The sequence below is a fragment of the Plantibacter auratus genome, from assembly GCF_050587365.1.
GTDB classification, from domain to species: Bacteria; Actinomycetota; Actinomycetes; order Actinomycetales; family Microbacteriaceae; genus Plantibacter; species Plantibacter auratus.
In genome coordinates, this window is sequence record NZ_JBOBFV010000005.1 from 286,560 (window position 1) to 311,336 (window position 24,777).

The following is a 24,777-nucleotide window of genomic DNA, read 5'->3' on the forward strand; positions in this document are numbered from 1 at the left end:
TGTTGAGACGGTACACCGGCCGGATGACTTCCCCGGTTCCGGACGAAACGTGGTAATGGGCCGATCAGAACGCGAAGATGCCGACCGCGACGCCGATGGCGAGCCCCGCGGCGGCCGTCGCGGCGGCGAGGAGCAATGCGATCCGGGGGTCGACGCCCTGGTCGACGACGAGACCGAGGCGCGCACGCACCCGGCGGACCCGGCGCACGCGCGACTCCGACCAGATCTCGCGCAGGCTGGCCGCGACCTCGTGGGCGGCGGGTCGGTCCTCCGGCTTGCGGGCGGTCATCGACCGCAGCAGCGGGTGCCAGGCGGCGGGGAGCTCGGGCGGGATCACCGGGTCACGGTGCAGGCGTGCGATGGCGGCCTCGACGAGACCGCCGTCGAACTCCCGGCGACCGGTCACGGCCTCGAGCAGGACGAGGCCGAGCGAGTAGATGTCCGTCTCGGTGCCGACGGTGTCGCCGAGCGCCTGCTCGGGCGAGAGGTAGGACGCCGTGCCGGAGATGGCCTCGGTGTTCGTGAGGCGCGACCCGCCCACGAAGTGCGCGATCCCGAAGTCGGACAGCTTCACGAGGTTCGCATGGCCGAACGCGGCGATGTCGCTGAAGAGCATGTTGTCGGGCTTGATGTCGCGGTGCACGATCGACCGCGTGTGGATGAAGGACAGCGCGTCGGCGACCTGCGCACCGAGGGCGGCTGCGTCACGCGGGAGCATCGGGCCGGCCTGCAGCTTGTCGGTGAGCGTGGCGCCCGGGATGTACTCCATGACGAGGAACCGGTGCTCGACGCCGCGGTGGACGACGGAACCGGAGTCGTAGAGCTCGACGAGGCCCGGGTGGCGGAGTTCCCCGAGCAGACGGATCTCCCGCTCCTGACGCAGCCGGTCGTTCGCGGTCGCGGCCTCGTCGCGGAAGAGCTTCACGGCGACGGGGCGCGAGAGCAGCTCGTCGCGTGCGCGGTAGACGTTGGCGGACCCGCCGGAGCCGAGCTGCTCACCGATGCTGTAACGCCCGTTCGACAGGCTGACGCCGGTGACGACCGTCTCGGTGTGCTCGGTGAACATCGCAGCTGGATCGGTGATCGATCCGGCGTGTGCCGGCGGTCGGTGCAGGGAGTCGCTCACGGCCGCCCCCTTCACGGTGCAGTCGATGTTGGCCGCGCCACCGTGTTCTCGGCAGGCTGTTCCAGCAACCACGTTACAAGGCGTTCGTCGTTCAGGCGGATTCGTGTCGGAGTGTTGAGAACGGCTAGCGCACCTGGTAGGCGTCTGCAAGACCCCGATGCTCCCTTGCGGGCCCCGAACCGCGACGAGGACCATGGAGAGGGCCGGGGAACCCGGGCCGAGTCGTCTGCTGCGAGGAGCACCCATGTCCACTGTCGCTGAAACCGTCGTCGCCACCCTCCAGGCCAGCGGTGTACAACGCGTCTACGGCCTCCCCGGCGACTCCCTGAACGGCTTCACCGATGCTCTCCGCTCCTCCGGCGGCATCGACTGGGTGCACGTGCGCCACGAGGAGGCGGCCGCCTTCGCCGCGGCGGCGGAAGCGGAGCTGACCGGCGAGCTGGCGGTCGTCGCGGCGAGCTGCGGCCCCGGCAACCTGCACCTCATCAACGGCCTCTTCGACGCGAACCGCTCACGGGTACCGGTGCTCGCGATCGCCGCCCACATCCCGAGCTCCGAGATCGGGACCACCTACTTCCAGGAGACCCACCCGCAGGAGCTGTTCCGTGAGTGCAGCGTCTACGTGGAACTCGTCTCCCAGCCGGAGCAACTGCCGCGGGTGCTCGAGATCGCGATGCGCACCGCGGTCGAGCGCCGCGGCGTGGCCGTCGTGGTCGTCCCGGGCGACGTCATGCTCCAGCACGCGGTCTCGGAGCACGTCGCCGCCATCCGGGCGACGCGACCCCGGATCCTGCCGTCGGAGCACGAACTCGACGAGGCCGCTCGCCTGCTCAACGGCGGCAAGCGGGTCACCATCCTTGCCGGAGCCGGAGTCGCCGGAGCGCACGAGCAGCTCATCGCGACCGCGGACGCGCTCGGCGCCCCCATCGTCCACGCCCTGCGCGGCAAGGAGCACGTCGAGTACGACAACCCGTTCGACGTCGGCATGACCGGCCTCCTCGGATTCGCCAGCGGCTACCACGCCATGCTCTCGTGCGACGTCCTCCTCATGCTGGGCACCGACTTCCCCTATCCGCAGTTCTTCCCCGAGCACGCGACCGTCATCCAGGTCGACATCCGCGGTGAGCAGATCGGCCGGCGGCACCCGGTCGACCTGCCGCTCGTCGGGACCGTCCGGGACACGCTCGACGCGCTGCTGCCGAAGCTCGAGCGCAAGACGCACCGCAAGCACCTGGAGGAGTCGCTCAAGCACTACCGCAGCTCGCGGAAGGGCCTCGACGACCTCGCGACCGCGGACCACGACGGCCAGGCGATCCACCCGCAGTACCTCGCGAAGGTCGTCGACCAGCTGGCGACGGACGACGCCGTGTTCATCCCCGACGTCGGCTCCCCCGTCGTCTGGGCCTCGCGCTACCTCACCATGAACGGGCGGCGTCGACTCATCGGTTCGTTCAGCCACGGCAGCATGGCGAACGCCGTCTCCCACGGGCTCGGCGCGCAAGCGTCCCACCCCGGCCGTCAGGTCATCGCGCTCGCTGGCGACGGCGGACTCACCATGCTGCTCGGCGAACTCATCTCGCTCACCCAGAACAAGCTGCCCGTGAAGATCATCGTCATCAACAACTCCTCGCTCAACTTCGTGGAGCTGGAGATGAAGGCCGCCGGGTTCGTCAACTTCGGCACCGACCTTGTGAACCCCGACTTCTCGCGTGTGGCGGAGGGCATGGGGATCCACGGCGAACGCGTCGAGCGGGCGAGCGAGTTGGAGGGCGCCATCCGTCGGGCCTTCGATCACGACGGTCCGGCGCTCGTCGACGTCGTGACCGCCAGGCAGGAACTGTCGATCCCGCCGACGATCACCGCCGAGCAGATGAAGGGGTTCACCCTGTACGCGCTCCGGACGGTCATGTCGGGCCGCGGCGACGAACTGCTCGACCTCGCGAACACGAACCTGCTGCGCCGCATCCTGCCCGGTCACTGAGCGACGGCCGGATTCCCCCGCGGTATCCAGAGACCGCCGGGTAGACTCGTCTACCGTGTCCAGACTTCTCGTTACCGGCGGCGCCGGATTCATCGGCTCGAACTTCGTCCACTACGTCCTGAACAACACCGATCACTCGGTGACCGTCCTCGACAAGATGACCTACGCGGGCAATCGCGCCTCACTCGACGGCCTCCCGGCCGATCGTTTCGAGCTCGTCGTCGGCGACATCCAGGACGCGACGCTCGTCGACGAGCTCTTCGCCCGTCACGACGCCGTCGTGCACTACGCGGCGGAGTCGCACAACGACAACTCCCTGCACGACCCGCGCCCGTTCCTCGACACGAACATCATCGGCACGTACACGCTGCTCGAGGCGGCTCGCAAGCATGGCACCCGGTTCCACCACATCTCGACCGACGAGGTCTACGGCGACCTCGAGCTCGACGACCCGGAGCGCTTCACCGAGCAGACGCCGTACAACCCGTCGAGCCCGTACTCCTCGACGAAGGCCGGCAGCGACCTCCTCGTCCGCGCGTGGGTGCGTTCCTTCGGCGTCAAGGCGACCATCTCGAACTGCTCCAACAACTACGGCCCGTACCAGCACGTGGAGAAGTTCATCCCGCGCCAGATCACGAACGTGCTCGGCGGGGAGCGCCCGAAGCTGTACGGCACGGGCGAGAACGTACGCGACTGGATCCACGCGAACGACCACTCGTCCGCCGTCCTCACGATCCTCGACAAGGGGGTCATCGGCGAGACGTACCTCATCGGTGCCGACGGCGAGAAGAACAACAAGGACGTCGTCGAGCTCATCCTCACCCAGCTCGGTCAGCCGGCGGACGCCTACGATCACGTGAACGACCGTCCGGGCCACGACCTCCGCTACGCGATCGACTCGTCGAAGCTGCGCACGGAGCTCGGATGGACCCCGGCGTTCAGCGACTTCGAGTCCGGCCTCGCCGACACGATCGCCTGGTACCGCGACAACGAGTCGTGGTGGAAGCCGCAGAAGGCCGCCACCGAGGCGAAGTACCAGGAGCAGGGTCAGTAGCCCTCAGACACCGTCACGAAGGCCCGTCCGGCATCAGCCGGGCGGGCCTTCGTCGTTCCGTGCCCCGACCCCCGAGCCCCAACCCCGGGTTCCCTGAGGCCCCGAGCCTGGAGACCCGGTCCCTGAGCCTGTCGAAGGGCGGCGTACCACGTGGGCACTTCGACAAGCTCAGTGACCGAAGGAAGTACGCCGCACCACACGAGAACCCCATCCGCAGTCTCGGACACCCACCCCGGTCCCTGAGCCTGTCGAAGGGCACCCGCCCTCGGGGTGAAAACACGACTGCCCCGCCCGGAGTCGGGCGAGGCAGTCAATTCACTGGGTTCCGTGGCGTCAGTCGACGTTCGCGTAGAGCCACTCGAGCGGGTCGACCCAGGTGACGCCGTCGAGTCGGATCTCGAAGTGGAGGTGCGGGCCCGTGGACATGCCCGTGCTGCCGGTGAGGCCGAGGATGGTGCCGACCTTGATCGCCTGCCCCTCGACGACGCGGACCGAGCCGTGCTGCATGTGCGCGTAGACGCTCGAGACGAGGCGGCCGTTGATGGTGTGGTCGACGATGACGTTGACGCCGAGCGAGCCTTCGCCGTCTTCGACGTGGCGGACGACGCCGTCGGCGATGACCTGGATGGGTGCGCCGTTGCCGGGGTTGAAGTCCTGGCCGTGGTGGTCGCTCGAGCAGCCGGCGCAGTCGCGGGCACCGAAGCGGTCACCGATGGTGACCCCGACCGCGAACGGCCATTGGATGGTCCCGTTCGGGTTGTTCGTGAAGGTGTTCGCGGGGCGGATGCCCATCGCGGCGGCGGCTTCCTCGACGGTGCTCGTCGTGTAGTCGTCGCGGGTGAAGGTCAGCTCAGCCGATCCCTCGCTGTCGAGCGACTGCGACGCCTGGTTGCTCAGCCCGTTGCCGTCGCCGAGCTCGGCCTGCGAGGCCTCGGCCACCGACGTCGCGACGTCTTCAGCGGTGAGCAGCGCGTTGGCGGGCACCGAGGTGGCCACGGCCATGAGGGCGACGAAGCCCATCGCGGCACCCGCGAAGATCTTGGTGGTGATGCGACGCTTGCGCGCGATGGTCGTCGGGCGGGGCGACGCCGGTGCGGCGGACGGACGGGACGATGCGCGGGGCTTCGAGGCCGGCTTCGGTGCAGCTGCGCGGCGTGCACGGGGAGCGTCGACGGTGGACGCGTCGACCGTCACCGTGATGGACTCGGTGGCCGGAGTGGTGTCGGAGGCCACGGCCGGTTCGGCGATGAGCGGCTCTGCCTCGACCGGCGCGATGTCGGCGACGTCGGGGGTGTGCACGGCGTCGATCGCCTCGGCGATCATCTGGTCGACCGGGTCGATGGCCGCGGCCGTCTCCTCCTGGTCGGCGCTGGCCTCATGCGTCGGCTCCTGCAGCACGGACTCCTGGTGCTCCAGGGCGGCCGCCGCCTGACGCTCACGTTCGCGGAGTTCACGGCGGCTGAGCGGCGGCGTCTGCACGGGTGCAGCGCTGTTCTCGACAGACGTGTTCTGCGGGTCCTGAGGGTCGGGGAGCACAGGGGTGTCCTCAGGGCTTGCATGGCGTGACAAGGGGGCGGGGGCCTTTCAATGGGCTAACAGGAAGATCTCGAGGTCCGTCCGCGCGGGGGAACGCGAAGGTAACGAATGCATAAATGCTAGCAACGGGAGGCTGAAAAAGCCATGGCAGTGCTCGGTTTTACCCACTAAATCCCTGGTCAGAGAGCATATGAGAGTTCTCTTATGAACGAGTCGCCACCGGAGCGCTACCGCGAGCGGCGGCAGCGCGCATGGAGTGTCACCCGATCGGCGTCGCGAAGCCCTGCTCGACGAGGAGCCGTTCGAGGACCGCGAGCAGCGGTGCATCGGCGGCCATGATGAGCTGCGTGGTGGCCGGAGCACCGTCGAAGCCGGCGACCGTCGCGCCCGCCTCGGCAGCGATGAGCGCGCCCGCGACCTGGTCCCACGGCTTCAGGCCGCTCTCGTAGTAGGCGTCGAGGCGGCCGGAGGCGACGCTGCAGAGGTCGAGTGCGGCGGAGCCGATCCGCCGGACGTCGCGGAAGGTCCCGAGGAGGGCGCCGAGCACGGCTGCCTGCTCCATGCGACGCGAGGCGGTGTAGGAGAAGCCCGTGCCGAGCAGCGCCACGTTCGGTGCCACGCCTCGGTTGACCTCGAGGGCGCGGCCGTTCAGTCGCGCTCCACCGCCGCGGGAGGCGGTGTAGTGCTCACCCAGGACCGGGTTCACCACAGCCCCGGCGAGGGCGGTCCAGGTGGCCGGGTCCGGTTCACCTTCGACGACCCCGATGCTGACGGCGTACGCGGGGATGTCGTAGAGGTAGTTGACGGTGCCGTCGATGGGGTCGACGACCCAGGTCAGGCCGGAGGTCCCCGTCGCGCCGCCTTCCTTGCCGGTCTCCTCGCCGAGGAATCCGTCGTCCGGTCGTGCAGCGTGGAGGCGGTCGCGGATGAACTGCTCGGACTCGCGGTCGGCTCGGGTCACGACGTCCTCGACCGACGACTTGCTCGCCGCGATCTCGACGCCCTCCCGGCGTCGGCGCAGGATCAGTTCGCCGGCCTCTGCGGCGATGTCGGTGGCGATCTGGAGGAGTTCTTCGTGTCCGGTCACCCCACCACCCTATGGCGGCCCCTCCTGCCCTTCGACACGTCGACCGCCTCAGTGCGCTGCAGCTCAGGGACCGGAGCGAACCCGGGCACACGTCCGCCGCAGACCGAGGCGGCACGACCTGAGTGCCCTTCGACAAGCTCAGGGACCGAATCGGTTCCGGGCACACCTCTCCCCGCTCACCGAGGCAGCGCAACCCGAGTGCCCTTCGACAAGCTCAGGGACCGGTGCCTCCCGGGCAAGCCTCTCCCGGTCACTGAGCCTGTCGAAGTGCCCACGAAGACGCCTCATCGTTCCGGTCATACCCCTCCCGGTCACTGAGCTTGTCGAAGTGCCCACGAGGAACCCTTCGACAAGCTCAGGGACCGGCGGGGATCAGAACGGCGCGGGGTCCGGTTCGGTCCGGTGGTGTTTGCCGTCGGGTGTGGTCCAGTCGAGGACCCCGCCGGGCCCGTGGTCGAGGTTCCATCCCGGGAGGTGTTTCATGCGGTGATGATGTCGGCAGAGACAGGCGAGATTGCCGACATCCGTTGCCCCGCCGTCTTCCCACGCGACCGAGTGGTCGAGGTCGCACGCTCTGGCTCGCCTGCCGCAACCGGGTGCGCGACAGGTGCCGTCCCGAAGGCGGACTGCCCGTTGCAGATCGGCCGGGACCCGGTACTGGCTGCGCCCGACGGAGAGCACCGCACCCGTCTCTCGCTGGACGAGGATCCGGGTGAAGCTCGGGGCGTTCACCGCGATGCGCGACGCGATCTCAGGATCGATCGGGCCGTACCCGTCGAGCGTCGCCGGGGCATCGCTCACACCGGCCATGCTCAACGCCGGGACCGTGATCTGGACGGTCGGCTTGATGTGCTCCTGCACCTCGATCGGATGCGGGAGCACCGAGCTCGACATCACGTCTTCCGGGGTCACGCCGGTCAGGGCGAGCGCCGCCAGGGCGTCCGCCTGCAGCTGTCCGCAGGCGCGAGTGTCGCCAGCTGCGCGTGACTCCACTGCCGCGGCCTCGACGCGCTCCATGATGCCCTGCGCGATCGGCGCCGTGGTGAACAAGTGCACCCACGCCATGCCGTCCGCGGCGGGCTCGAACTCGACCCGGCGGTCCGCTTCTGAGCGGGTTGCGCGCGCCGTGATGGACTCGGGGTGGAGGCGCTCGCAGAGCACACGGGCGCGCCTGCGGAGGTTCGCGTTGGTCAGCTGCTCCGCGGCCGGCAACACAGCCTCCAGGAACGCCGCCCGCCCCGCGGTCGGCACGTCACTGAGTTGGTCGATGATCGTCTGCGCGTGCCGGGCCGAGATGCGACCGGCCTTGAGGGACTCGAGCACGGCGGGTGCGTCGTTCACGAGACGCTCGGCGTCGTTCGTCGCCCGCTGCACGGTCCGCTCGGGCGTGCGGGTCGCCATCGCGAGGGCTGCGCAGGTCGACCGGCGGGAGAGCGCCTGCCGTTCCGAGGGTGGGAAGACGGCCGGAACCGTGACGTCCGCGAAGGCGTCCGCGTAGGCGGCAGAGCGAGCGAGCAACCGAGCCTCCTCGGCGTCCAGAGCAGCACGCCGTCGCTGGATGTCCGCGTAGTGGTCCGAGAACTCCGCGAGCTGCGCGGCGTACTCGTCGCTCGCGCGGATCGCGGTGAGGGTGGTCTCGGTCATGGAACAAGTCCACCATGGACCACTGACATTCCAGATGGTGAGTCTTCTCGGATGTGGGAGCCTCCTCGTGTGCCCTTCGACAGGCTCAGGGACCGGAGAAGGCGTGCCGCAGCGAGATGTTCCTCGTGGCCCTTCGACAAGCTCAGGGACCGGAGAAGGCGTGCCGCAGCGAGATGTTCCTCGTGGCCCTTCGACAGGCTCAGGGACCGGAGAGGGGTGGTCAGGGACCGGAGAGGGGTGGTCAGGGTCCGGAGGAGGCATCTCTGGTCCGTGGGGTTCTCCGTGGGTACTGCGACACTTCGACAGGCTCAGTGCGACGCAGCCCAGGGACCGGCAGTCCACTCCCGCCCGGCTCTCCGGCACGACGAAAAATCGCCCCATCCTGAGGATGAGGCGATTTGTCCGTGGCGAGTGAGGGATTCGAACCCCCGAAGGCTGAGCCGTCTGATTTACAGTCAGATCCCTTTGGCCGCTAGGGTAACTCGCCAAGCGCGCCCGACCGACTTTCGAACAGCCAACCGAAAGCGCTTGACCAATATAGCCGTCAGACCGCCGGACGCGAAATCAGCATCGGCATCCGTCACCGGGCCGCTCAGCGCTCGTCGGACGGCACGGCCTCGGCGTACTCGTTCGCTGCGGCGGCGACCCGGCGAAGGTACTCGGGTGACGAGTTGTACGCCCGGATCCCGCTCAGCCAGCCGTCCTCCGTCCGCATGTCGTAGTCGCTCGCCCGGCAGAGGTAGTTCGCGGCCGCCATCGCCGCGTCGTCGAGGTTCTGCGGGTCGAGCACGCCGTCACCACTCGCGTCGGTCCCCCAGTTCTCCCACGACTGCGGGATGAACTGGAACGGCCCGACGGCACGGTCGTGGACCGGATCACCGTCGATGACCCCCTGGTCGGTGTCGGTGATCTCCTCGGTCTCGCCACCCTTCAGTGGCACACCGAAGATCGGCGGCGTCACGACACCGTCCTCGCCGAGCTTCGACCCGTCGTGGCGACCGTGGTCGCTCTCGGCGAACCCGACGGCCGCGATCGTCGTCCAGCCGATGCCGCACTCCGGCGTCAGCTCGGCCTTGCGGATGGCGGCACCGGCATAGGACCGCAGGGCTCGCTCGGGGATGCCACTCGCCTCGGCGACCTCGGTGATCCACTGGGGATCGGCGAGGTCGACATTCGCGACACCGCCGTCAGGGGCGTCGCTCTTCGGCGGGAGCTCGACGGGAACCGCATACGGAACGGGGTCCGGCTCGGGAGCGCAACCGCTCAACACGAGCACACCGATCGCCAGGGTCGCTCCGGCGAGCGCCCCTCGTCGTCCGACGATGGTCCGCTGGTCCTGCTTCACCGGGCTGCGCATCGCATCCAGCCAACCACACCTGCCTGAGCGGCACCGGCGCTACCATGGTCCACATGGCAGATTCATCGTTTGACGTCGTGAGCAAGGTCGACAAGATGGAGGCGGACAACGCCCTCAACCAGGCGCACAAGGAGGTCGAGCAGCGGTACGACTTCAAGAACGTCGGTGCCTCGATCGCCTGGAGCGGCGAGAAGATCCTCATGAAGGCCAACACCGAGGAGCGCGTGAAGGCGATCCTCGACGTCTTCGAATCCAAGCTCATCAAGCGCGGCATCTCGCTCAAGAGCCTCGAGGTCGGCGACCCGTTCGCGAGCGGCAAGGAGTACCGGATCGAGGCGACCCTCAAGGAGGGCATCAGCCAGGAGATCGCGAAGAAGGCCAACAAGCTCATCCGCGACGAGGGCCCGAAGTCGGTCAAGTCGCAGATCCAGGGCGACGAGCTCCGCGTCTCGTCGAAGAGTCGTGACGATCTCCAGGCCACCATGGCGCTGCTCAAGGGTGCCGACCTCGACATCGACCTCCAGTTCGTCAACTACCGCTAGCGGGTCGGACGCGGTCGATCACCTCGATCGCGTCATGATCGGCCCCCGCACCACTCTCTTCACCGGAGCACCCGATCCAGCGTGCTCCCGTTCGGCACAGTGCCGGACGAACCGTACCCGCACGAGCGGGCTCGATGGTTGGAGTGGAGCAGTGGATCACCAGAGACCCGCGGACGGGTCGCATCTCGAACTCTTCCGGACCTCGCGCGCCGGCCAGGAGGTCGGTGTCCCGTGCTGGTGCGCCATCGGCGCGAATCACAGCTACGCCGACTGGCTCGCCGCCGGGCGACCGGATCCGCGGCGACCGATGGGCTCGCGACGTCACCTCCCGCCCGCTGAACGCTAGCGGTCGGCGGGCGGCGGCTTCGTGAGGTAGCCACGTCCCCACGCGACGATCTGCTCGAACGCGCGCTGTCGGACCGGCGCCTCGGACAGGAAGACGTCGTGCAAAGCGCCGTCGAGGCGCACGATCGTGACGGTCTCGCCGAGGTCGAGTGCGCGTTCCGCGACCGCATCGACGTCGAGCGCCGTATCACTCCGCATCATCGCGTCGTTCCACCGCGGCAGCAGGACACTCCGCGCCGACAGCAGCGTGAGTGCCGGCACACGCAGCTGCAGGCCCGCGTCGACGAGCCGATGCCCCCGCAGGATCGCGTTCAACCACCCGGGATGCAGCGGGAAGCCGTGGAGCGGACGCCAGGCGAAGTCGTAGTCCCAGGCGCCGTCCATCGTGCTCGACACGGAGCGGGTGTAGAACCCGAGGTCGACGACAGGGAGCTGCGCACGTGGGTCGATCCGCGATCCGGCTTGGACGAGTGGGGCGATCGCGAGTCGCCCGAGCTGCCTCGCCTGGAATTCGAGCCACGGACTGTTCAGGACGAGACCGGCGACGCGATCCTGGTTCCTGGCCGTCCAGAGACTCAGGGTGAGCCCGCCGGTCGAATGGCCGAGGAGGACGAGTCGGCGCCGGGTCCGTCGCCCGGCGGCGTGCTCCTCGGAGCCGTGCCCCATCACCGCGAGCGCGGCCTCGATGTCCTCGTCGTAGGTGCGGAGGTCGTCGACGTATCCCGGCGTCTGGTGCGGACGGAGACTCCGGCCGTACTTGCGCAGGTCGAGCGCGTAGAACCGCGCACCGAGCCTGGCCCAGAATCGCGCGAGGTGACGTTGGAAGAAGTAGTCGGACCAGCCGTGGACGTAGAGGACGTCGATACCGTCCGCGACGTCCGGCAGGAGGAACTCGCCCAGCTGTTCGAGGGGCGGCATCCGGTAGCGGACGAGGGTCGCGACGACGTCGCCCTCGTCATCCGGTTCGAGCGTCAGCGTGCGCTGCTGGAAGCCCTCGCCGAGGATGTCGGCGGTCCACCCTCGAGATCCGGCCATACCGTCACGTTACCGCGCCCGGTGATCGGTGGTCGGATGGTCGGGCTCGCGCGCCGACCACCCGACCCTCCGACTACTGCTGGTACGGGTTGTGCTGCTGCGGAGCCTGCGGCTGCTGTCCGTAGGGCTGCTGCGCCTGACCGTGCTGCTGCGAGCCCTGGTCGTGCTGACCCTGCTGGTGCTGCCCCTGCTGCTCGTGCTGACCCTGCTGGAACTGCTGTCCGTGCTGCTGACCACTGTGCTGCTCGTGCGGAGCGTCGGCGAGGCCCTCGGGCGCGACGAACCGCGTCACGAGTACGGCGCCGATCGTGAGGAAGCCCGCGAGGGTGACCCCGTAGAGGATCGGCGAGAGGAAGCCCTGGTTGACGAAGAACGCCGGCGTACCGTACTGCTCGACCACGCCGCGCACGATGGTGACGATGAGCACGACGAGCAGCATGACGCCGGTGCCGACGGCCGCAGCGATGCCGACCGACTGGATCAGGTCGCGAGCAGTGCGGACGCGGGTGAGCGGACGGACCATGATGAGGATGAGTGCGGCTCCCGCACCCCAGAGGGCGATGTTGACGAGGTTCGCGCCGAAGCTCAGCAGGACGTCGCCGACGGGGAAGTACTCCGAGATGCTGAAGAAGGACCCGATGAGGCTCACCAGGGCGACGGCTGCGGCGATACCCGCTGCGATGCCGACCGACACGAGCGCGAGACGCGTCTCGCGTGCACGGGGGTTCGGCGCCTTCGGAGCCTGCGCGTACTGCTGCGGCTGACCGTACTGCCCCTGCTGCGGCTGACCGTACTGGCCCTGGGGGGCTCCGTACTGACCCTGGGGGGCGCCGTACTGACCGGTCTGCTGCGGCTGGCCGTACTGACCGGTGTCCTGGCCGTACTGGCCGGTGTGCTGCGGCTGGCCGTACTGGCCCTGCTGCGGCTGGCCCCACTGGCCCGCCTGCTCACCGGTCTGCGGCTGGCCCCACTGGCCACCCTGCTGCGGAGCCGGGGTCTGCTGACCCGTCTGGTCCCACTGCTGCTGCACGGGGTCCGGGTGCATCTCGCCGTAGCGCGGCTGCTGCTGTTGCTGGCCGTCGGCGACGAATGCCGGCGGCTCGGACGGCGGTACGGACGTCGGCTGCTCCGACGGGACGTTCTGGGGCGCGTTGGGGTCGGTCATCCGTCCAGCATAGTGACCGACTCGCGCCGAAACCGGGTTCCGTGAAGCGGCTTGACTCGCGGCGATCGGCCGGATTGCGACCGTCGCCGGTGCGACTCAGGCGGACGGTGTCCCGTCATCCGACGACTGCGCCCGCGAGATCGCCACCATCTCCTCGCGCGGCACCACCTTGATGCGGGCACGACCCTGTGGTTCACCGAGCGCGATCTCGTGCTGGTCGAGGAGGTGCCAGCCCTCGAGGTCCGTGTAGGCGACGCCACGCGACTCGAGCAGCGCGACGACGGCCTCCTCCTCGGGTTCCGCGGGCGCCCACCAGTCCGCCTGATCGTTGATGACGTGACTGATGGTCTCCATCGCGTCCGACTTCGTGTGGCCGATGAGGCCGACCGGACCACGCTTGATCCACCCGGTCGCGTAGACGCCGGGGACGCGCTCGTTGCTCTCGGGGTGGAGGACCTTGCCCTCGTGGTTGGGGATGACGCCGTGCCGCGAGTCGAACGGCACGCCGGGCAGCGGGCTTCCGAAGTACCCCACCGCGCGGTAGAGCGCCTGGATCGGGACCTCGCGGATCTCACCCGTGCCCTCGACCCCGCCCTGACCGTCTGGTCTCGTCCGCTCGTACCGGAAGGCGGCGACCTTGCCGGAACCGTCGTCGACGACTTCGAGCGGCTTCGCGTAGAAGTGCAGGTGCAGTCGGCGCGAGGCCTGGCCGGTCTCGCGCTTGCGCCACTGCTGCAGGACGCGGTCGATGACCATGACCTGCTTGTTGCTCGCCACCGCCGCCTTCGACGCCTCGTCGTAGTCGAAGTCCTCGTCGGCCAGGATCATGTCGACGTCGTTGAGTTCCCCGAGCTCGCGGAGCTCCAGCGGTGTGAACTTCACCTGCGCGGGCCCGCGACGCCCGAAGACGTGCACGTCGGTCACGGGCGACTGCTGCAGCCCCTCGTGAACGTTGGCCGGGATCTCGGTCGGGAGCAGGTCCTCCGGGTGCTTCGCGAGCATACGGGCGACGTCGAGCGCGACGTTGCCGTTGCCGATCACGGCGATCGACTCCGCCTCGAGCGGCCAGGTGCGGGGGACGTCGGGGTGTCCGTCGAACCAGCTCACGAACTCGGCGGCGCCGTACGACCCGTCGAGGTCGATGCCCGGGATGTCGAGCGGGGCGTCCTCGACGGCACCCGTGGAGAAGATCACGGCGTTGTAGTGGTGCTTGAGGTCGTCGAGCGTGATGTCAACGCCGAAGCGGACGTTGCCGAAGATCCGGATGTCGCCTCGGTCGAGGACGTCGCGGAGCGCGTTGATGATCCCCTTGATACGCGGGTGGTCGGGCGCGACGCCGTAGCGGACCAGGCCGTACGGGGCCGGAAGCTGCTCGAAGAGGTCGATGGAGACGTCGAACTTCCGTTCCGCCTTCAGGAGGATGTCCGCCGCGTAGATGCCTGCGGGTCCTGCGCCGACGATGGCCAGCCTGAGCTTGGTCACGGTGGTTCCTTTCGTGTCCCCGTGCGGGGTTCCGGGTGCGGCCGGTGGAGCGCTCCGGCCGTCATGCATGCGCGTCTGGGATGCCGTGCCGCCCCGGTGGAGCGGCGCCGCCATCAGCTCCTTCGGTCGACGATCGCCTTCGCGAAGTGCACGAGCGCCTTCTTGACCGAGCCGTCGGGCAGCGGTGCCAGTGCCGCGATCGCTTCGTCGGCCCACTGCCGCGCCTCGGCGAAGGTCCGTGTGGTCACGGCGTGGTCGCGCAGGGTGGCGACGAGCGCGGCGAACCGGACGGGGTCGTGGTCCGTCTCCGTGACCTCGGCGTCGAGACGGGCGACGAGGGCCGCGGCTTCGGGGTCGGCGACGGCCTCGCGGCGCAGGTAGAGCATGGGGAGGGTGACGACGCCGGCCCGCAGGTCGGTGCCGGGGACCTTGCCGGTCTCCTCGGGTTGCGGCGACAGGTCGATGACGTCGTCGATGAGCTGGAAGGCGATGCCGACCTTCTCGCCGAACTCGACGACCGCACTCTCGTACGCCTCGGGGGCATTGGAGAAGATGACGCCGCTCCGGGCCGCGGCGGCGATGAGCGACCCGGTCTTGTCGGCGAGGACCTGGATGTAGTGCTCGACCTCGTCCTGACCCTCGCGAGGACCGGTGGTCTCGTGCAGCTGCCCCAGCACGAGGCGCTCGAACGTGGCGGCCTGGATCCGGATCGCCCGCTCGCCGAGGTCGGCCATGATCTGGCTGGCGCGGGCGAACAGCAGGTCGCCGGTGAGGATGGCGGTGTTGTTGCCGAACACCTGGTGGGCGCTGGGGACGCCGCGACGCTTGTCGGCGTCGTCCATGACATCGTCGTGGTACAGCGAGCCGAGGTGGGTGATCTCGATCGCCTCGGCCGCCCGCAGGACGTTGTCGGTGATGCCGTCGCCGAGCTGGGCGATGAGCATCGTGAGTAGCGGGCGGACCCGCTTGCCACCGGCCTCGAGCAGGTAGCGTGCGGTGACGTCGACGAGGTCGTCGGTGAACCCGAGCTGCTCCTCCAGACCGATCTCGAGGCGGGCCACGCCGTCGTCGATGGTCTTGGCGAGCTTGCGGTCTGCACCGGTCGCGAACATGCGTTCGGCAAGCCCGGCCTGGCTGGCCAGGTTGCTGACACGGCGGGTCGCGCTGGGATTCACAGCTCTAGCCTAGCCGGGGCAGCCCGTCACCTGTGCCGGAGGACCGGAATCCACGGGCGCGATCAGGCGATTGGCAGCTGTGGTCGGACCACATGACTCGATTCAGCGGAGTCGCACGCCCTCAGCGTCGTAGAACGCCAGATGGGCGAACTCATGCGCGAGGTCGAGCAGCATCGAGTATCCGTCGGTGTTGAGCGGCGGCCACGTCCAGGCGTCGACGCCTTGGGCGGTCGGCAACGCGGCGCGGAAGAGGCCGGCTTCGACGCCGGTCCCGAGGTGTTTCGGCGGCACGACGACGAGGGCGATCCTGGCCGACGGCCCGGACACCACGAACTGGAGCCGCGCACCGGTCGCGTCGTCTCGCACGATGAACTCGCGGGTACCCGGGGTGTCCGGCGGGATCTCGGTGGTGTCGTATCGCTCGTACGGCTTCGCGAACGCGGACTTCGCCCGCCTGGCGTTCAGGAGGATGACGACGAGCACGAGACCGACGATCGCGACGCCCCAGATCCACGGGCCGCCTGGCAGGGTGTCCAACATCCCACCAGTATGCCCGGCCCGCCTGGACGACCCCGGGAGATGTGCCCTTCGACAGGCTCAGGGACCGGAAGGGGTGGCTCAGGGACCGGAGGGGAGATTCAGGGACCGGAGTGAGACTCAGGGACCGGAGGGGAGATTCAGGGACCGGAGTGAGGCTCAGGGACCGGAGGTCAGGCGAGACCGCCGTCGACGGAACGGCCGTACTCGATCGGCTCGTCTGGCACGAGGACCTCGGTGTCGCGGTTGAGGCTCTCCCCGCGGAAGAAGGGCCGCGAGGACTTCCGGCTGTACCAGAGCAGCATGAGCACGAAACCGAAGGCCAGCGAACCGACACCGATGACGAACGTGCCGCCGACGCCGAACAGGACCGTGTAGCCGTAGTCGACGTCGAACATGTCGATGCAGCTCTGCACGAAGGCGAAGGTGAGCATGAGCGCCCCGAGGAGCGGGAAGAGGCCCTTGAAGAAGAAGTCCTGCGCTGAGCGGAAGAGCACCTTCCGGAAGTACCAGACGCAGGCGTACCCGGTGATGCCGTAGTAGAAGGCGATCGCGAGTCCGAGGGAGAGGATCGAGTCTGCCAGGATATTCTCGCTCACGAGCGTCATGCCGACGTAGTAGACGATGGCGACGATGCCCATGACGAGCGTCGAGAAGGACGGCGTCTTGAACGTCGGGTGGACGGTCGCGAACCGTTTCGGCAGCGCCTTATAGGCCGCCATCGCGAGCGTGCCACGCGCCGTCGGGAGGATCGTCGTCTGCGTCGACGACACCGCCGAGATGAGCACGGCGACGACGAGGATCCACGCCCACGGTCCGAGCACGAGATCCTTCAGCGCCAGGAAGATGTCGTTCGCGTTGTCCTCGTTGGCGAGGCCGGTGCCCGTGGTCCCGAGTCCGGCGTAGACCATGGCGGCGACCGTGACGGTGACGTAGGTGACCAGCAGGATGACCGTGGAGATGACCGCCGCGCGGCCCGGGATCTTCTGCGGGTCCTTCGTCTCCTCGTTCAGGGCGAGGCAGGTGTCCCAACCCCAGTAGATGAAGAGTGCGAGCAGCACCGCCTCGATGAAGCCGTGGTAGTCGGTGAACGCGAACGGGTTGAACCAGTCGAGCGAGATCGGCGTCGCGTCGGGCGCGCTGCCGTTCGACGCTCCGATGAAGGCGAACACGGCGAACAGCACGAGTGCGAGGTACTGGACCGCCAGGAGGATGTTCTGGATCCGCTCCCCCAGCTCGATGCCGCGGTACGACACCCACGTCATGAGGGCGATGAACACGACACCGGTCGCGGTGACGAGCGGGACGTTCGAGGCGAGGGAACCGTCACCGATGAGCAACCACAGGTACTGCCCCGCGATCTGTGCGAGGTTCGCGAGCACCACGATGCCGGCGAGCGCGACGCCCCACCCGCCGATCCAGCCGGTGACCGGGCCGAAGGCCTTCGTCGCCCAGGTGAAGGTGGTGCCGCAGTCCGGCACGTCGCGGTTCAGCTCGCGGTAGGCGAACGCGATGAACAGCATCGGGATGAAGGCGACGATGAAGGCGATCGGCGCCTGGGCACCCACGGCGAGCACCACGAAGCCGAGCGTCGCGACGAGCGAGTACACCGGCGCGGTCGAGGCCAGGCCGATGATCACGGAGCCGAAGAGGCCGAGGGTGCCGGTGGCGAGACCCTTACCGCCGGTGGGTGATGCCGGCTGCGACCCGCGGGCCGTGTCCTGAGCTGTCATGACGGAACGGTAGGGCCGGGCGCACCCGTGTGTCAATGCTCCCGTTCGGGACCGGGCTACGGAATCAGTCGCGCCGACTCGCGGGAAGTGACGGGATCAACAGGTTCCACCCCTCGGGAATGCCGAGACGAACCCCGATGGTGACGGGACTCAGGCCGGCTTGAGTCCCCGGTGCAGGGCGACGATCCCGCCGGTGAGGTTGCGGTACGCGACGTGCTCGTAGCCCGCTTCGCGCAACCATGCGGCCAGCTCAGGCTGGCTCGGCCACGCGCGGATCGAGTCGTTCAGGTAGGTGTACGCCTCGGCGTTCGACGATGCGACGCCGGCGACGAGCGGCATGACCCGCTCGAGGTAGAGGTTGTACGCGGCGCGCATCGGCCCGAACGTCGGCGTGGAGAACTCGCAGATGACGATGCGGCCGCCGGGCTTCGTGACCCGGAGCATCTCGGCGAGGGCGTCCTTCGGGCGGACGACGTTGCGGAGGCCGAAGGAGATCGTCGTGGCGTCGAACTCCTCGTCGGCGAAGGGGAGGTCGGTCGCGTCGGCCTCGACGAACTGGATGTCGGAGCGGTCGGCGTACTTGTCGCGACCCACGGCGATCATGCCGGGCGAGAAGTCGGCGGCCACGACCTGCGCACCGTTGCGTGCCAGCGCCGCGGAGGACGTGCCCGTGCCGGCCGCGAGGTCGAGGATGCGCTCACCGGCGGCCGGACCGACCGCACGAGTGGTCGCGATGCGCCACAGGGCGTCGTTCCCGACGGAGAGGACCGCGTTCATGCGGTCGTACTTCGTCGAGACGTCGTCGAACATGGCCGAGACCTGCTCGGGCTGCTTGGAGAGGTCGGCGCGGTTCACCCGTCCATCCTACGTCCGCGCCGCTGGGAGCCGGCCGTCCGAGCACGGCTCCCAGGCTCGCGCTCAGTAGTCGATGCGTCCGTGCCGGTTGTGGAACTCGCCGGTGGGACCGTCCGGACCGAGCAGGGCGAGCGCGACGGTCGCGTCCGTCCCCTCGGTCACCGTCTGATGGCCTCCGTGTCCGTTGAAGTCGGTCGCGGTGTAGCCCGGGTCGCTCACGTTCACCCGGAACCCGGGCAGGTTCTTCGCCTACTGCACGGTGAGCGTGATGACGGCCGCCTTCGACGCGGCGTACGGGATCGTCGGCACCGCGAACTCGTCGGCCCCCTCGGAGGTGAGGAAGCGCGGCCATCCCACTCCCGAGGCGACGTTCACGATGACGGGTCGGGACGAACGGCGCAGGAGGGGCAACGCAGCCTGGGTGACGCGGACGAGACCGACGACGTTCGTGTCGAGGACATCCTGCATCGTCTCCGGGGTGAGGTCGTCCACACCGAAGGACGTACCGAGCACGCCGGCGTTGTTGACGAGCACGTCGAGCTCCGGAAGCGCGGCGAGCGCCGCGTCGACGCTCGCCTGATCGGTGACGTCGAGCTGGACGGGGTGGGCGCCGAGCGCGGCCACGGCATCGCCGCGGCCCAGGTCGCGCATGCCGGCGTAGACGGTGTGGCCGGCGTCGATCAGTCGGCGCGCGGTCTCGAGTCCGAGGCTCTTGTTGGCCCCGGTGATGAGTGTGGTGGTCATGGGTCCATGCTCCGCCCGGCATGGTCGGTCCGCCAGGCCCCGGTCGACAGGGGGACCGGCAGTACCAGGATGCGGACCGACACCGGGGGGACAATGGCCGGATGGACGAATTCGCCGGTGTGCTCCGGGCCTGGCGCGAACGGGTCTCCCCTGCCGAGGTCGGTCTCCCCGCCGGCCCAGGGAGACGGACGGCCGGCCTGCGCCGCGAGGAGCTCTCCGCCCTCGCCGGCATCAGCGTGGACTACATCGTCAGGCTCGAGCAGGGCCGCGCGAAGAACCCGTCGCCGCAGCTGCTCCGCGCCCTCGCGGTCGCACTGCGACTGACGGATCAGGAGCGCGACCACCTCTACCGGGTCGCCGGAGCCGCTCCACCACCGCCCGGGGTCGTCCCCCGGCACATCGGTCCGGGCGTGCAGCGCATCGTCGACCGGCTCGGCGACGTGCCGCTGGCGGTCTTCTCCGCCGCCCACGACATCCTGCTCTGGAACCCGCTGTGGGCCGCGGTGAACGGCGATCCCTCCGCCCTCGTCGGCGACGATCGCAACCTGGTGTGGCGGCACTTCACCGCGGGGCACGACGGCACGGACTTCGACGAGCAGCATGAGGAGGAGTTCGCGAGCGACCTCGCCGCAGACCTCCGGGCCGCGGTCGGGCGCTACCCGCGGGACGACGAGCTCGCACGACTCGTGGCCCGGCTGCGATCGGTGTCACCCGAGTTCGAGCGGCGCTGGGCGGAGGCTAGAGTCGCGGAGCACCGGGCGAGCCGGAAGACGGTCACACGGACACCGGTCGGACCGATCACCGTCGACTGCGACGTCCTGTCCACGCCGGGCGGCGACCTGCGCATCGTCGTGTACACGGCGGCACCGGGCACCGAGGACGCGGCGAAACTCGCACTGCTCGGGGTCACCGGGTTGCAGACGATCGGGACGTCCGGCCGGTGAACGCCCCGCCGACGAGGCGGTGACCGACCCTCCACCCGTCGGGCTGCGGCGGGGAGGGACCCCTCCTGCGCGGGCGTAGGGTTGAACGGTGACCATTCCCCTGACCTCGTCACTGGTCGCCCAGACCGTCGCCATCGACGACCCGCGCCAGCTCCTCCCGTTCGCCGACCAGACCTCGCCGCTCCTCTGGGTGCGGAAGGGACACGGGCTGGTCGGACTGGGTGAGGCGCTCCGCCTGGAGTTCTCGGGCCCCGACCGGTTCACGCGTGCCGCGGCGGCCTGGCGGGACGTCTGCGCCGCAGCAGTGGTGACGGACGAGGTGCGTCGGCCCGGGACCGGCCTGGTCGCGTTCGGCACGTTCGCCTTCGACGACGAGTCCTCCGCGACGAGCGTCCTCATCGTGCCGCGCACGATCATCGGCCGGTACCCCGACGCGAGCTTCATCACGCGGGTCTCCCTCGGCGACGGCGCGGAGGACGTCGATCCCGTGACCACGGCCTACGGGCCCGAGTACCGCATCCAGCTGACCCCCGGTGTGCAGAGCCGCGACGGCTACCTCGACTCGGCCGAGCGCGCAATCGCCCGCATCCAGGCCGGCGGCCTGAGCAAGGTCGTGCTCGCACGCGACCTGGCCGGGCACCTCCCCGCGGAAGCGGACCGCCGCCGAGTGCTCCACGACCTCGCCCTCGGCTACCCCGACTGCTGGACCTACGCGGTCGACGGCTTCATCGGCTCGAGCCCGGAGACGCTCGTCCGAGTGGATCGGGGTGCCGTCTCGGCGCGCGTCCTCGCCGGCACGATCTCGCGCGGTCCCGACGCCGAGAGCGACCACGACCAGGCCGTCGCACTCATGACGAGCGCGAAGGACCAGGGTGAGCACCAGTTCGCCGTGCAGTCGGTGCTGACCGCCCTGCAGGCACACAGCCCCCAGTTGCGCCGCAGCGAGGCCCCATTCACCCTCAAGCTGCCGAACCTCTGGCACCTCGCGACCGACATCGACGGTCGGCTCTCGGACGGCTCGTCTTCGCTCGACCTCATGGACGGCCTGCACCCGACGGCCGCCGTCGCCGGGACCCCGACGCGCGACGCCGTCGCCCTCATCCGCGAGCTGGAACCGTTCGACCGCGGTCGCTACGCCGGTCCGGTCGGGTGGGTGGACGCCTCAGGTGACGGCGAGTGGGCGGTGGCCCTCCGCTGTGCGCAGATCGCGCCGGACGGTGACATCACCGCCTACGCCGGCTGTGGCATCGTCGCCGACTCGGACGCTGCGACGGAGCTCGTCGAGACGAAGATGAAGTTCCGTCCGATCGTGGAAGCCTTCGGCTGAGCCGAAGAACCTCGGCTCAGCTCGCCGCGAGTCGTGCCTGCTCGACGGCGATGTCGTAGTCGGCCGCCGGCCACTGCGGATCGATGTCCTCGAGGGCGTCGAGCAGCAGCCGTTGGACCGCGATGCGCGCGTACCACTTGCGGTCCGCCGGCACGACGAACCAGGGGGCGGCCTCGGTGCTCGTCCGCTCGAACGCCACCTGGTAGGCGTCCTGATAGGCCGGCCACAGCTCGCGTTCGTCCACATCGCCCGGGTTGTACTTCCAGTGCTTGTCCGGACGCGCGAGCCGGTCGGCGAGCCGTTCCTTCTGCTCGTCGGCGCTGATCTGCAGCATCACCTTGACGATGCGGGTCCCGCTCGCGACGATGCCCGCCTCGAAGTCGTTGATCGCCCCGTACCGACGCTCGATCTCGTCCGGCGCGGCGAGCTGACGCACCCGACCGATGAGGACGTCCTCGTAGTGCGAACGGTCGAAGACGCCGATCTGACCGGGCTTCGGCAGGTGCGGCTCAACCCGCCAGAGGAAGTCGTGGGAGCGCTCCTCCTCCGTGGGCTTCTTGAAGGCGTGGTGGTGCACGCCCTGCGGGTCGACCGAGCCGACGACGTGCTTGACGATGCCACCCTTGCCCGCCGTGTCCATCGCCTGCAGGACGAGGAGCACCGCTTCCGGGGCTCCCTGCGTGCTCGCCGCGAAGAGTCGCTCCTGCAGCTCGGACAGCGCGGGCACCCCCGCGTCGAGCTCGACCCGGCCCTGCTGCTTGTCACCGTCGAAGCCCGGCGTCGATGAGGGATCGACGTCGGCGAGGCTGAACCCCTCCCCCACGCGCAGCGTGTCTCGGGGTGGTGCCGTCCAGGTCGATGCGTGCTTCGATGCCGTCATCCGCCCATTCTGGCCGCAGGTCGCGTCGGAAGTCGACCCCTGGCAGGACCGGCGGATCAGGCTCGCGGCAGCGGGACCTCGATGAGGACGGGACCGGTCACCGGCGCGGTGAACGCCTGGTCGAGTTCCGTGCGCGTGCGGGCCGAGCGGTACTCCCACCCGTAGGCGGTCGCGAGCGACTCCAGCCGGACGTGCTGTGGCGTGTACTGGACGCGGTCGAAGAGCGCTCCAGGGCCACTCTGGGCGACCTCGAGCGCGTCGAAGATGGTGCCGCCCCCGTCGTTGCCGACGATCACCTGGAGACGCGGCGCGACACCGTCGTCCAGGAGCATCGCGCCGACGTCGTGGAGGAAGGCGAGGTCGCCGAGGAGCACCCGCGTCACACCTGGGCCTCCGTCGGCCTGGCTCGCCAGCGCGATCCCCGTGGCGGTGGCGATGGTGCCGTCGATACCCGCGAGTCCGCGGTTGGCGTGCACGCTGATCTTGCGGCCGGGGACGAGACCGTCGGCCACGCGGATGAGCCTCGACGCGCCGACGACGAGGCGGTCGTGCGGCCAGGTGGCACGCCAGACCGCGTCGACGAGGACCTCGCGGGTGACCGGGAGGCGGACGGCGTCGAGCTCTGCCCGGACGGAGGCCAGTCGCTCGGCGGGAGTCGTCGAGTGCAGCCCCTCGAGATCGGGGGCTGCAGGCGAGGGGTCCACCACCCGTTCGCGGGATCCGACGACCCAGGCTCCGAGCCAAGCGCGATCCGCGGGCCCCACCTCGACGGAGACGGAGGACACGATCCGGTCGGCCCGTCGTCCGGGGTTGTAGACCTCGGCTCCGGCCGGGGCGACGACGATCGTCTCGACCTGCGGCTGCTGGAGCAGGAGCGGGACCTCGCGACTGAGGGTCGGGTGGCCGAAGACGACGACGCGCTCGACGGCCTCGCGGTAGTCGTCCTCGCGGAGCAGCTCCCGGTAGGCGGCGATGACGTTCCGCCCGAACCGGGATCCGCTCGACACCTCCGCGATCAGCGGCCATCCGCCGTCCGCCGCGAGCTGCTCGGCGGCCGGGCCGGCATGGTGCCCGGCGACGACGAGGGTCCTGGGTCCGCGCTCGAGGACGAGATGCGGTCGCCCCGGGTAGAGCGGTGCTTCCGCGGTGGCGTCCGTCTCGACCGGGACGTCGGGGTTCGCCCCGGCGACGACCGGGTCGAAGCTGCCCGAGAGCGGCTCCCGGAAGGCGAGGTTCAGGTGCACCGGGCCCGGATCGAGGACGTCCGTCGCGGCGCGGTACGCCCGCTGGGCGAGATCGCGGGCGGCGTCCTGCTCACCGTCGGCACCGGTCGGGGCCTCGACGACCACGGCGAGGCGCGCGGCGAACCCGTAGAGGTCGTCCTGCTTCGTCGTCTGGTTCGCGCGGATGCCGTGCGCCTCGGCCGGCCGGTCGGCGGTGAGGACGATGAGCGGGACGCGCGAGTGATGCGCCTCGAGGACCGCTGGATGCAGGTTCGCGGTCGCCGTCCCCGAGGTTGTGATCACGACGGCCGGGCGGTCGGTCTCGACGCCGAGGCCCAAGGCGAGGAAGCCGGCGACCCGCTCGTCGATGCGCACATGCAGGGTGATCTGTCCGGAGGCCGCCAGCTCGGCAGCGGCGAGCGCGAGCGCCTGCGACCGGGAACCTGGGCAGACGACGACGTCGGAGACACCCACGGCGACGAGCGCGTCGAGGAGTGCCCACGCGGACGCGCTGGCCGGGCTCGACGAGGGAGCCGAGCCGACGGGCTCGGGAGCGGCGGACGGGTTCACGAGGCGCTCGGGGCGCCAGGCGGTCTGCGGCCGGAACCGTCGTCGGGCGTGTCGGATCCCGGGGCGGGGTCGTCGTGCGTCGTCGCATCCGGGCTGTCGCCCGACTCGTCGTCGAAGCGGTTGAGCTCGTCCTCGAGGTCGCGGATGCGCTTCGTCTGCGCACGGTCGGCGTCGAGCTTCTTGAGGAAGTCGGGGTCGTCGTCCGGCGCTGAGCCGCGGGGCACGGCCTTCGGAGCGCGGACCCGACCGATGATCCACCAGAGGACTCCGCCGATGACCGGCAGGAGGAGGATGGCGATGATCCACGAGGTCTTGCTGATCCCTCGGACGCGGTCGCGCGGCATCGTGGCGCAGTCAACCACCGAATACACGATGAAGACGACTGCCGCGACGGCGAGGCCGATCCAGAGACGAACCATGTCTCCATCGTAAACG

The 24,777-nt window shown here is 69.5% G+C and carries 20 protein-coding genes, 1 tRNA gene and 1 pseudogene; 5 read left to right on the forward strand and 17 right to left on the reverse strand.

What is annotated here, in order from left to right; translation table 11 throughout:
- Nucleotides 1-64 precede the first annotated feature (64 nt).
- Nucleotides 65-1,126 (reverse strand): protein kinase domain-containing protein, encoded by a 1,062-nt coding sequence (locus ACQ3HE_RS18305; RefSeq protein ID WP_192005920.1) that lies wholly within the window; start codon nucleotides 1,124-1,126, stop codon nucleotides 65-67.
- A 244-nt stretch (nucleotides 1,127-1,370) separates the two neighbouring features.
- On the opposite strand from ACQ3HE_RS18305, the gene poxB reads away from it, so the two are divergent.
- Complete coding sequence (gene poxB / locus ACQ3HE_RS18310) at nucleotides 1,371-3,107, forward strand: ubiquinone-dependent pyruvate dehydrogenase (RefSeq protein WP_411556900.1); 1,737 nt, start codon at nucleotides 1,371-1,373, stop codon at nucleotides 3,105-3,107.
- A 55-nt stretch (nucleotides 3,108-3,162) separates the two neighbouring features.
- The gene (rfbB, locus tag ACQ3HE_RS18315) at nucleotides 3,163-4,161 is read left to right on the forward strand and encodes a dTDP-glucose 4,6-dehydratase (protein ID WP_430893748.1); all 999 of its coding nucleotides are present in this window, start codon (nucleotides 3,163-3,165) and stop codon (nucleotides 4,159-4,161) included.
- A gap of 333 nt (nucleotides 4,162-4,494) precedes the next feature.
- Here rfbB and ACQ3HE_RS18320 read toward each other — a convergent pair whose 3' ends face one another.
- The 5 genes from ACQ3HE_RS18320 to ACQ3HE_RS18340 form a co-directional block, all read right to left on the reverse strand.
- Nucleotides 4,495-5,697 carry a M23 family metallopeptidase gene (locus ACQ3HE_RS18320; RefSeq protein WP_159875709.1) on the reverse strand — a complete coding sequence of 401 codons (1,203 nt, stop codon included), beginning with the start codon at nucleotides 5,695-5,697 and terminating at the stop codon, nucleotides 4,495-4,497.
- A gap of 259 nt (nucleotides 5,698-5,956) precedes the next feature.
- Nucleotides 5,957-6,784, reverse strand: a complete 828-nt coding sequence (locus ACQ3HE_RS18325) for an inositol monophosphatase family protein (protein WP_430893750.1) — start codon at nucleotides 6,782-6,784, stop codon at nucleotides 5,957-5,959.
- A 372-nt stretch (nucleotides 6,785-7,156) separates the two neighbouring features.
- Complete coding sequence (locus ACQ3HE_RS18330; RefSeq protein WP_430893752.1) at nucleotides 7,157-8,428, reverse strand: HNH endonuclease signature motif containing protein; 1,272 nt, start codon at nucleotides 8,426-8,428, stop codon at nucleotides 7,157-7,159.
- 405 nt (nucleotides 8,429-8,833) lie between these two features.
- Nucleotides 8,834-8,915: transfer RNA gene (locus ACQ3HE_RS18335), tRNA-Tyr, on the reverse strand.
- 105 nt (nucleotides 8,916-9,020) lie between these two features.
- Nucleotides 9,021-9,785 carry a lytic transglycosylase domain-containing protein gene (locus ACQ3HE_RS18340; RefSeq protein ID WP_430893754.1) on the reverse strand — a complete coding sequence of 255 codons (765 nt, stop codon included), beginning with the start codon at nucleotides 9,783-9,785 and terminating at the stop codon, nucleotides 9,021-9,023.
- Between the two features lie 53 nt (nucleotides 9,786-9,838).
- Here ACQ3HE_RS18340 and ACQ3HE_RS18345 point away from each other — a divergent pair, with 53 nt between their 5' ends.
- Nucleotides 9,839-10,327 (forward strand): YajQ family cyclic di-GMP-binding protein, encoded by a 489-nt coding sequence (locus ACQ3HE_RS18345; RefSeq protein WP_056014685.1) that lies wholly within the window; start codon nucleotides 9,839-9,841, stop codon nucleotides 10,325-10,327.
- A gap of 342 nt (nucleotides 10,328-10,669) precedes the next feature.
- On the opposite strand, the gene ACQ3HE_RS18350 is transcribed toward ACQ3HE_RS18345, so the two are convergent.
- The 8 genes and pseudogenes from ACQ3HE_RS18350 to ACQ3HE_RS18385 all read right to left on the reverse strand — a co-directional run bounded on the left by ACQ3HE_RS18350 (nucleotide 10,670) and on the right by ACQ3HE_RS18385 (nucleotide 19,398).
- The gene (locus ACQ3HE_RS18350) at nucleotides 10,670-11,707 is read right to left on the reverse strand and encodes an alpha/beta hydrolase (RefSeq protein WP_430893756.1); all 1,038 of its coding nucleotides are present in this window, start codon (nucleotides 11,705-11,707) and stop codon (nucleotides 10,670-10,672) included.
- 73 nt (nucleotides 11,708-11,780) lie between these two features.
- A complete protein-coding gene (locus tag ACQ3HE_RS18355; RefSeq protein ID WP_430893758.1) occupies nucleotides 11,781-12,872 on the reverse strand; it encodes a hypothetical protein in 1,092 nt (363 codons plus the stop codon).
- A gap of 96 nt (nucleotides 12,873-12,968) precedes the next feature.
- Nucleotides 12,969-14,354: an FAD-dependent oxidoreductase gene (locus ACQ3HE_RS18360; RefSeq protein ID WP_079707009.1), complete on the reverse strand. Its 1,386-nt coding sequence runs from the start codon at nucleotides 14,352-14,354 to the stop codon at nucleotides 12,969-12,971.
- A gap of 113 nt (nucleotides 14,355-14,467) precedes the next feature.
- Nucleotides 14,468-15,529, reverse strand: coding sequence for a polyprenyl synthetase family protein (locus ACQ3HE_RS18365; RefSeq protein WP_430893760.1), 1,062 nt, complete (start codon nucleotides 15,527-15,529; stop codon nucleotides 14,468-14,470).
- Nucleotides 15,530-15,631: 102 nt separating this feature from the next.
- The gene (locus ACQ3HE_RS18370) at nucleotides 15,632-16,069 is read right to left on the reverse strand and encodes a hypothetical protein (RefSeq protein WP_430893762.1); all 438 of its coding nucleotides are present in this window, start codon (nucleotides 16,067-16,069) and stop codon (nucleotides 15,632-15,634) included.
- Between the two features lie 170 nt (nucleotides 16,070-16,239).
- Nucleotides 16,240-17,799 (reverse strand): APC family permease, encoded by a 1,560-nt coding sequence (locus ACQ3HE_RS18375; RefSeq protein ID WP_430893764.1) that lies wholly within the window; start codon nucleotides 17,797-17,799, stop codon nucleotides 16,240-16,242.
- Nucleotides 17,800-17,949: 150 nt separating this feature from the next.
- Complete coding sequence (locus ACQ3HE_RS18380; RefSeq protein ID WP_079003281.1) at nucleotides 17,950-18,654, reverse strand: demethylmenaquinone methyltransferase; 705 nt, start codon at nucleotides 18,652-18,654, stop codon at nucleotides 17,950-17,952.
- A 63-nt stretch (nucleotides 18,655-18,717) separates the two neighbouring features.
- A pseudogene (locus ACQ3HE_RS18385) lies at nucleotides 18,718-19,398 on the reverse strand (SDR family NAD(P)-dependent oxidoreductase).
- A gap of 101 nt (nucleotides 19,399-19,499) precedes the next feature.
- Here ACQ3HE_RS18385 and ACQ3HE_RS18390 point away from each other — a divergent pair.
- Together ACQ3HE_RS18390 and ACQ3HE_RS18395 are read left to right on the forward strand one after the other, a co-directional pair.
- Nucleotides 19,500-20,342, forward strand: a complete 843-nt coding sequence (locus tag ACQ3HE_RS18390) for a helix-turn-helix transcriptional regulator (protein WP_194603580.1) — start codon at nucleotides 19,500-19,502, stop codon at nucleotides 20,340-20,342.
- 88 nt (nucleotides 20,343-20,430) lie between these two features.
- Complete coding sequence (locus tag ACQ3HE_RS18395) at nucleotides 20,431-21,669, forward strand: isochorismate synthase (protein ID WP_274500354.1); 1,239 nt, start codon at nucleotides 20,431-20,433, stop codon at nucleotides 21,667-21,669.
- 16 nt (nucleotides 21,670-21,685) lie between these two features.
- Here ACQ3HE_RS18395 and ACQ3HE_RS18400 read toward each other — a convergent pair whose 3' ends face one another.
- Genes ACQ3HE_RS18400 through ACQ3HE_RS18410 form a run of 3 tightly spaced genes read right to left on the reverse strand, consistent with a single transcriptional unit; the run spans nucleotide 21,686 to nucleotide 24,761 of the window.
- Nucleotides 21,686-22,549 carry a polyphosphate kinase 2 family protein gene (locus ACQ3HE_RS18400; protein WP_159875725.1) on the reverse strand — a complete coding sequence of 288 codons (864 nt, stop codon included), beginning with the start codon at nucleotides 22,547-22,549 and terminating at the stop codon, nucleotides 21,686-21,688.
- A 56-nt stretch (nucleotides 22,550-22,605) separates the two neighbouring features.
- A complete protein-coding gene (gene menD, locus ACQ3HE_RS18405) occupies nucleotides 22,606-24,342 on the reverse strand; it encodes a 2-succinyl-5-enolpyruvyl-6-hydroxy-3-cyclohexene-1-carboxylic-acid synthase (protein ID WP_430893766.1) in 1,737 nt (578 codons plus the stop codon).
- Nucleotides 24,339-24,761 (reverse strand): PLD nuclease N-terminal domain-containing protein, encoded by a 423-nt coding sequence (locus ACQ3HE_RS18410; protein ID WP_124767392.1) that lies wholly within the window; start codon nucleotides 24,759-24,761, stop codon nucleotides 24,339-24,341. Before ACQ3HE_RS18410 ends, menD begins: the two co-directional genes overlap by 4 nt.
- Between the last annotated feature and the right edge of the window lie 16 nt (nucleotides 24,762-24,777).

Bases quoted from the DNA above. Each gene is read 5' to 3' on its own strand.
- poxB (WP_411556900.1), top strand. From the start codon at position 1,371: ATGTCCACTGTCGCTGAAACCGTCGTCGCCACCCTCCAGGCCAGCGGT.
- ACQ3HE_RS18330 (WP_430893752.1), bottom strand. From the start codon at position 8,428: ATGACCGAGACCACCCTCACCGCGATCCGCGCGAGCGACGAGTACGCC.
- ACQ3HE_RS18340 (WP_430893754.1), bottom strand. From the start codon at position 9,785: ATGCGCAGCCCGGTGAAGCAGGACCAGCGGACCATCGTCGGACGACGA.
- ACQ3HE_RS18345 (WP_056014685.1), top strand. From the start codon at position 9,839: ATGGCAGATTCATCGTTTGACGTCGTGAGCAAGGTCGACAAGATGGAG.
- ACQ3HE_RS18350 (WP_430893756.1), bottom strand. From the start codon at position 11,707: ATGGCCGGATCTCGAGGGTGGACCGCCGACATCCTCGGCGAGGGCTTC.
- ACQ3HE_RS18355 (WP_430893758.1), bottom strand. From the start codon at position 12,872: ATGACCGACCCCAACGCGCCCCAGAACGTCCCGTCGGAGCAGCCGACG.
- ACQ3HE_RS18370 (WP_430893762.1), bottom strand. From the start codon at position 16,069: ATGTTGGACACCCTGCCAGGCGGCCCGTGGATCTGGGGCGTCGCGATC.
- ACQ3HE_RS18375 (WP_430893764.1), bottom strand. From the start codon at position 17,799: ATGACAGCTCAGGACACGGCCCGCGGGTCGCAGCCGGCATCACCCACC.
- ACQ3HE_RS18390 (WP_194603580.1), top strand. From the start codon at position 19,500: ATGGACGAATTCGCCGGTGTGCTCCGGGCCTGGCGCGAACGGGTCTCC.
- ACQ3HE_RS18400 (WP_159875725.1), bottom strand. From the start codon at position 22,549: ATGACGGCATCGAAGCACGCATCGACCTGGACGGCACCACCCCGAGAC.
- ACQ3HE_RS18410 (WP_124767392.1), bottom strand. From the start codon at position 24,761: ATGGTTCGTCTCTGGATCGGCCTCGCCGTCGCGGCAGTCGTCTTCATC.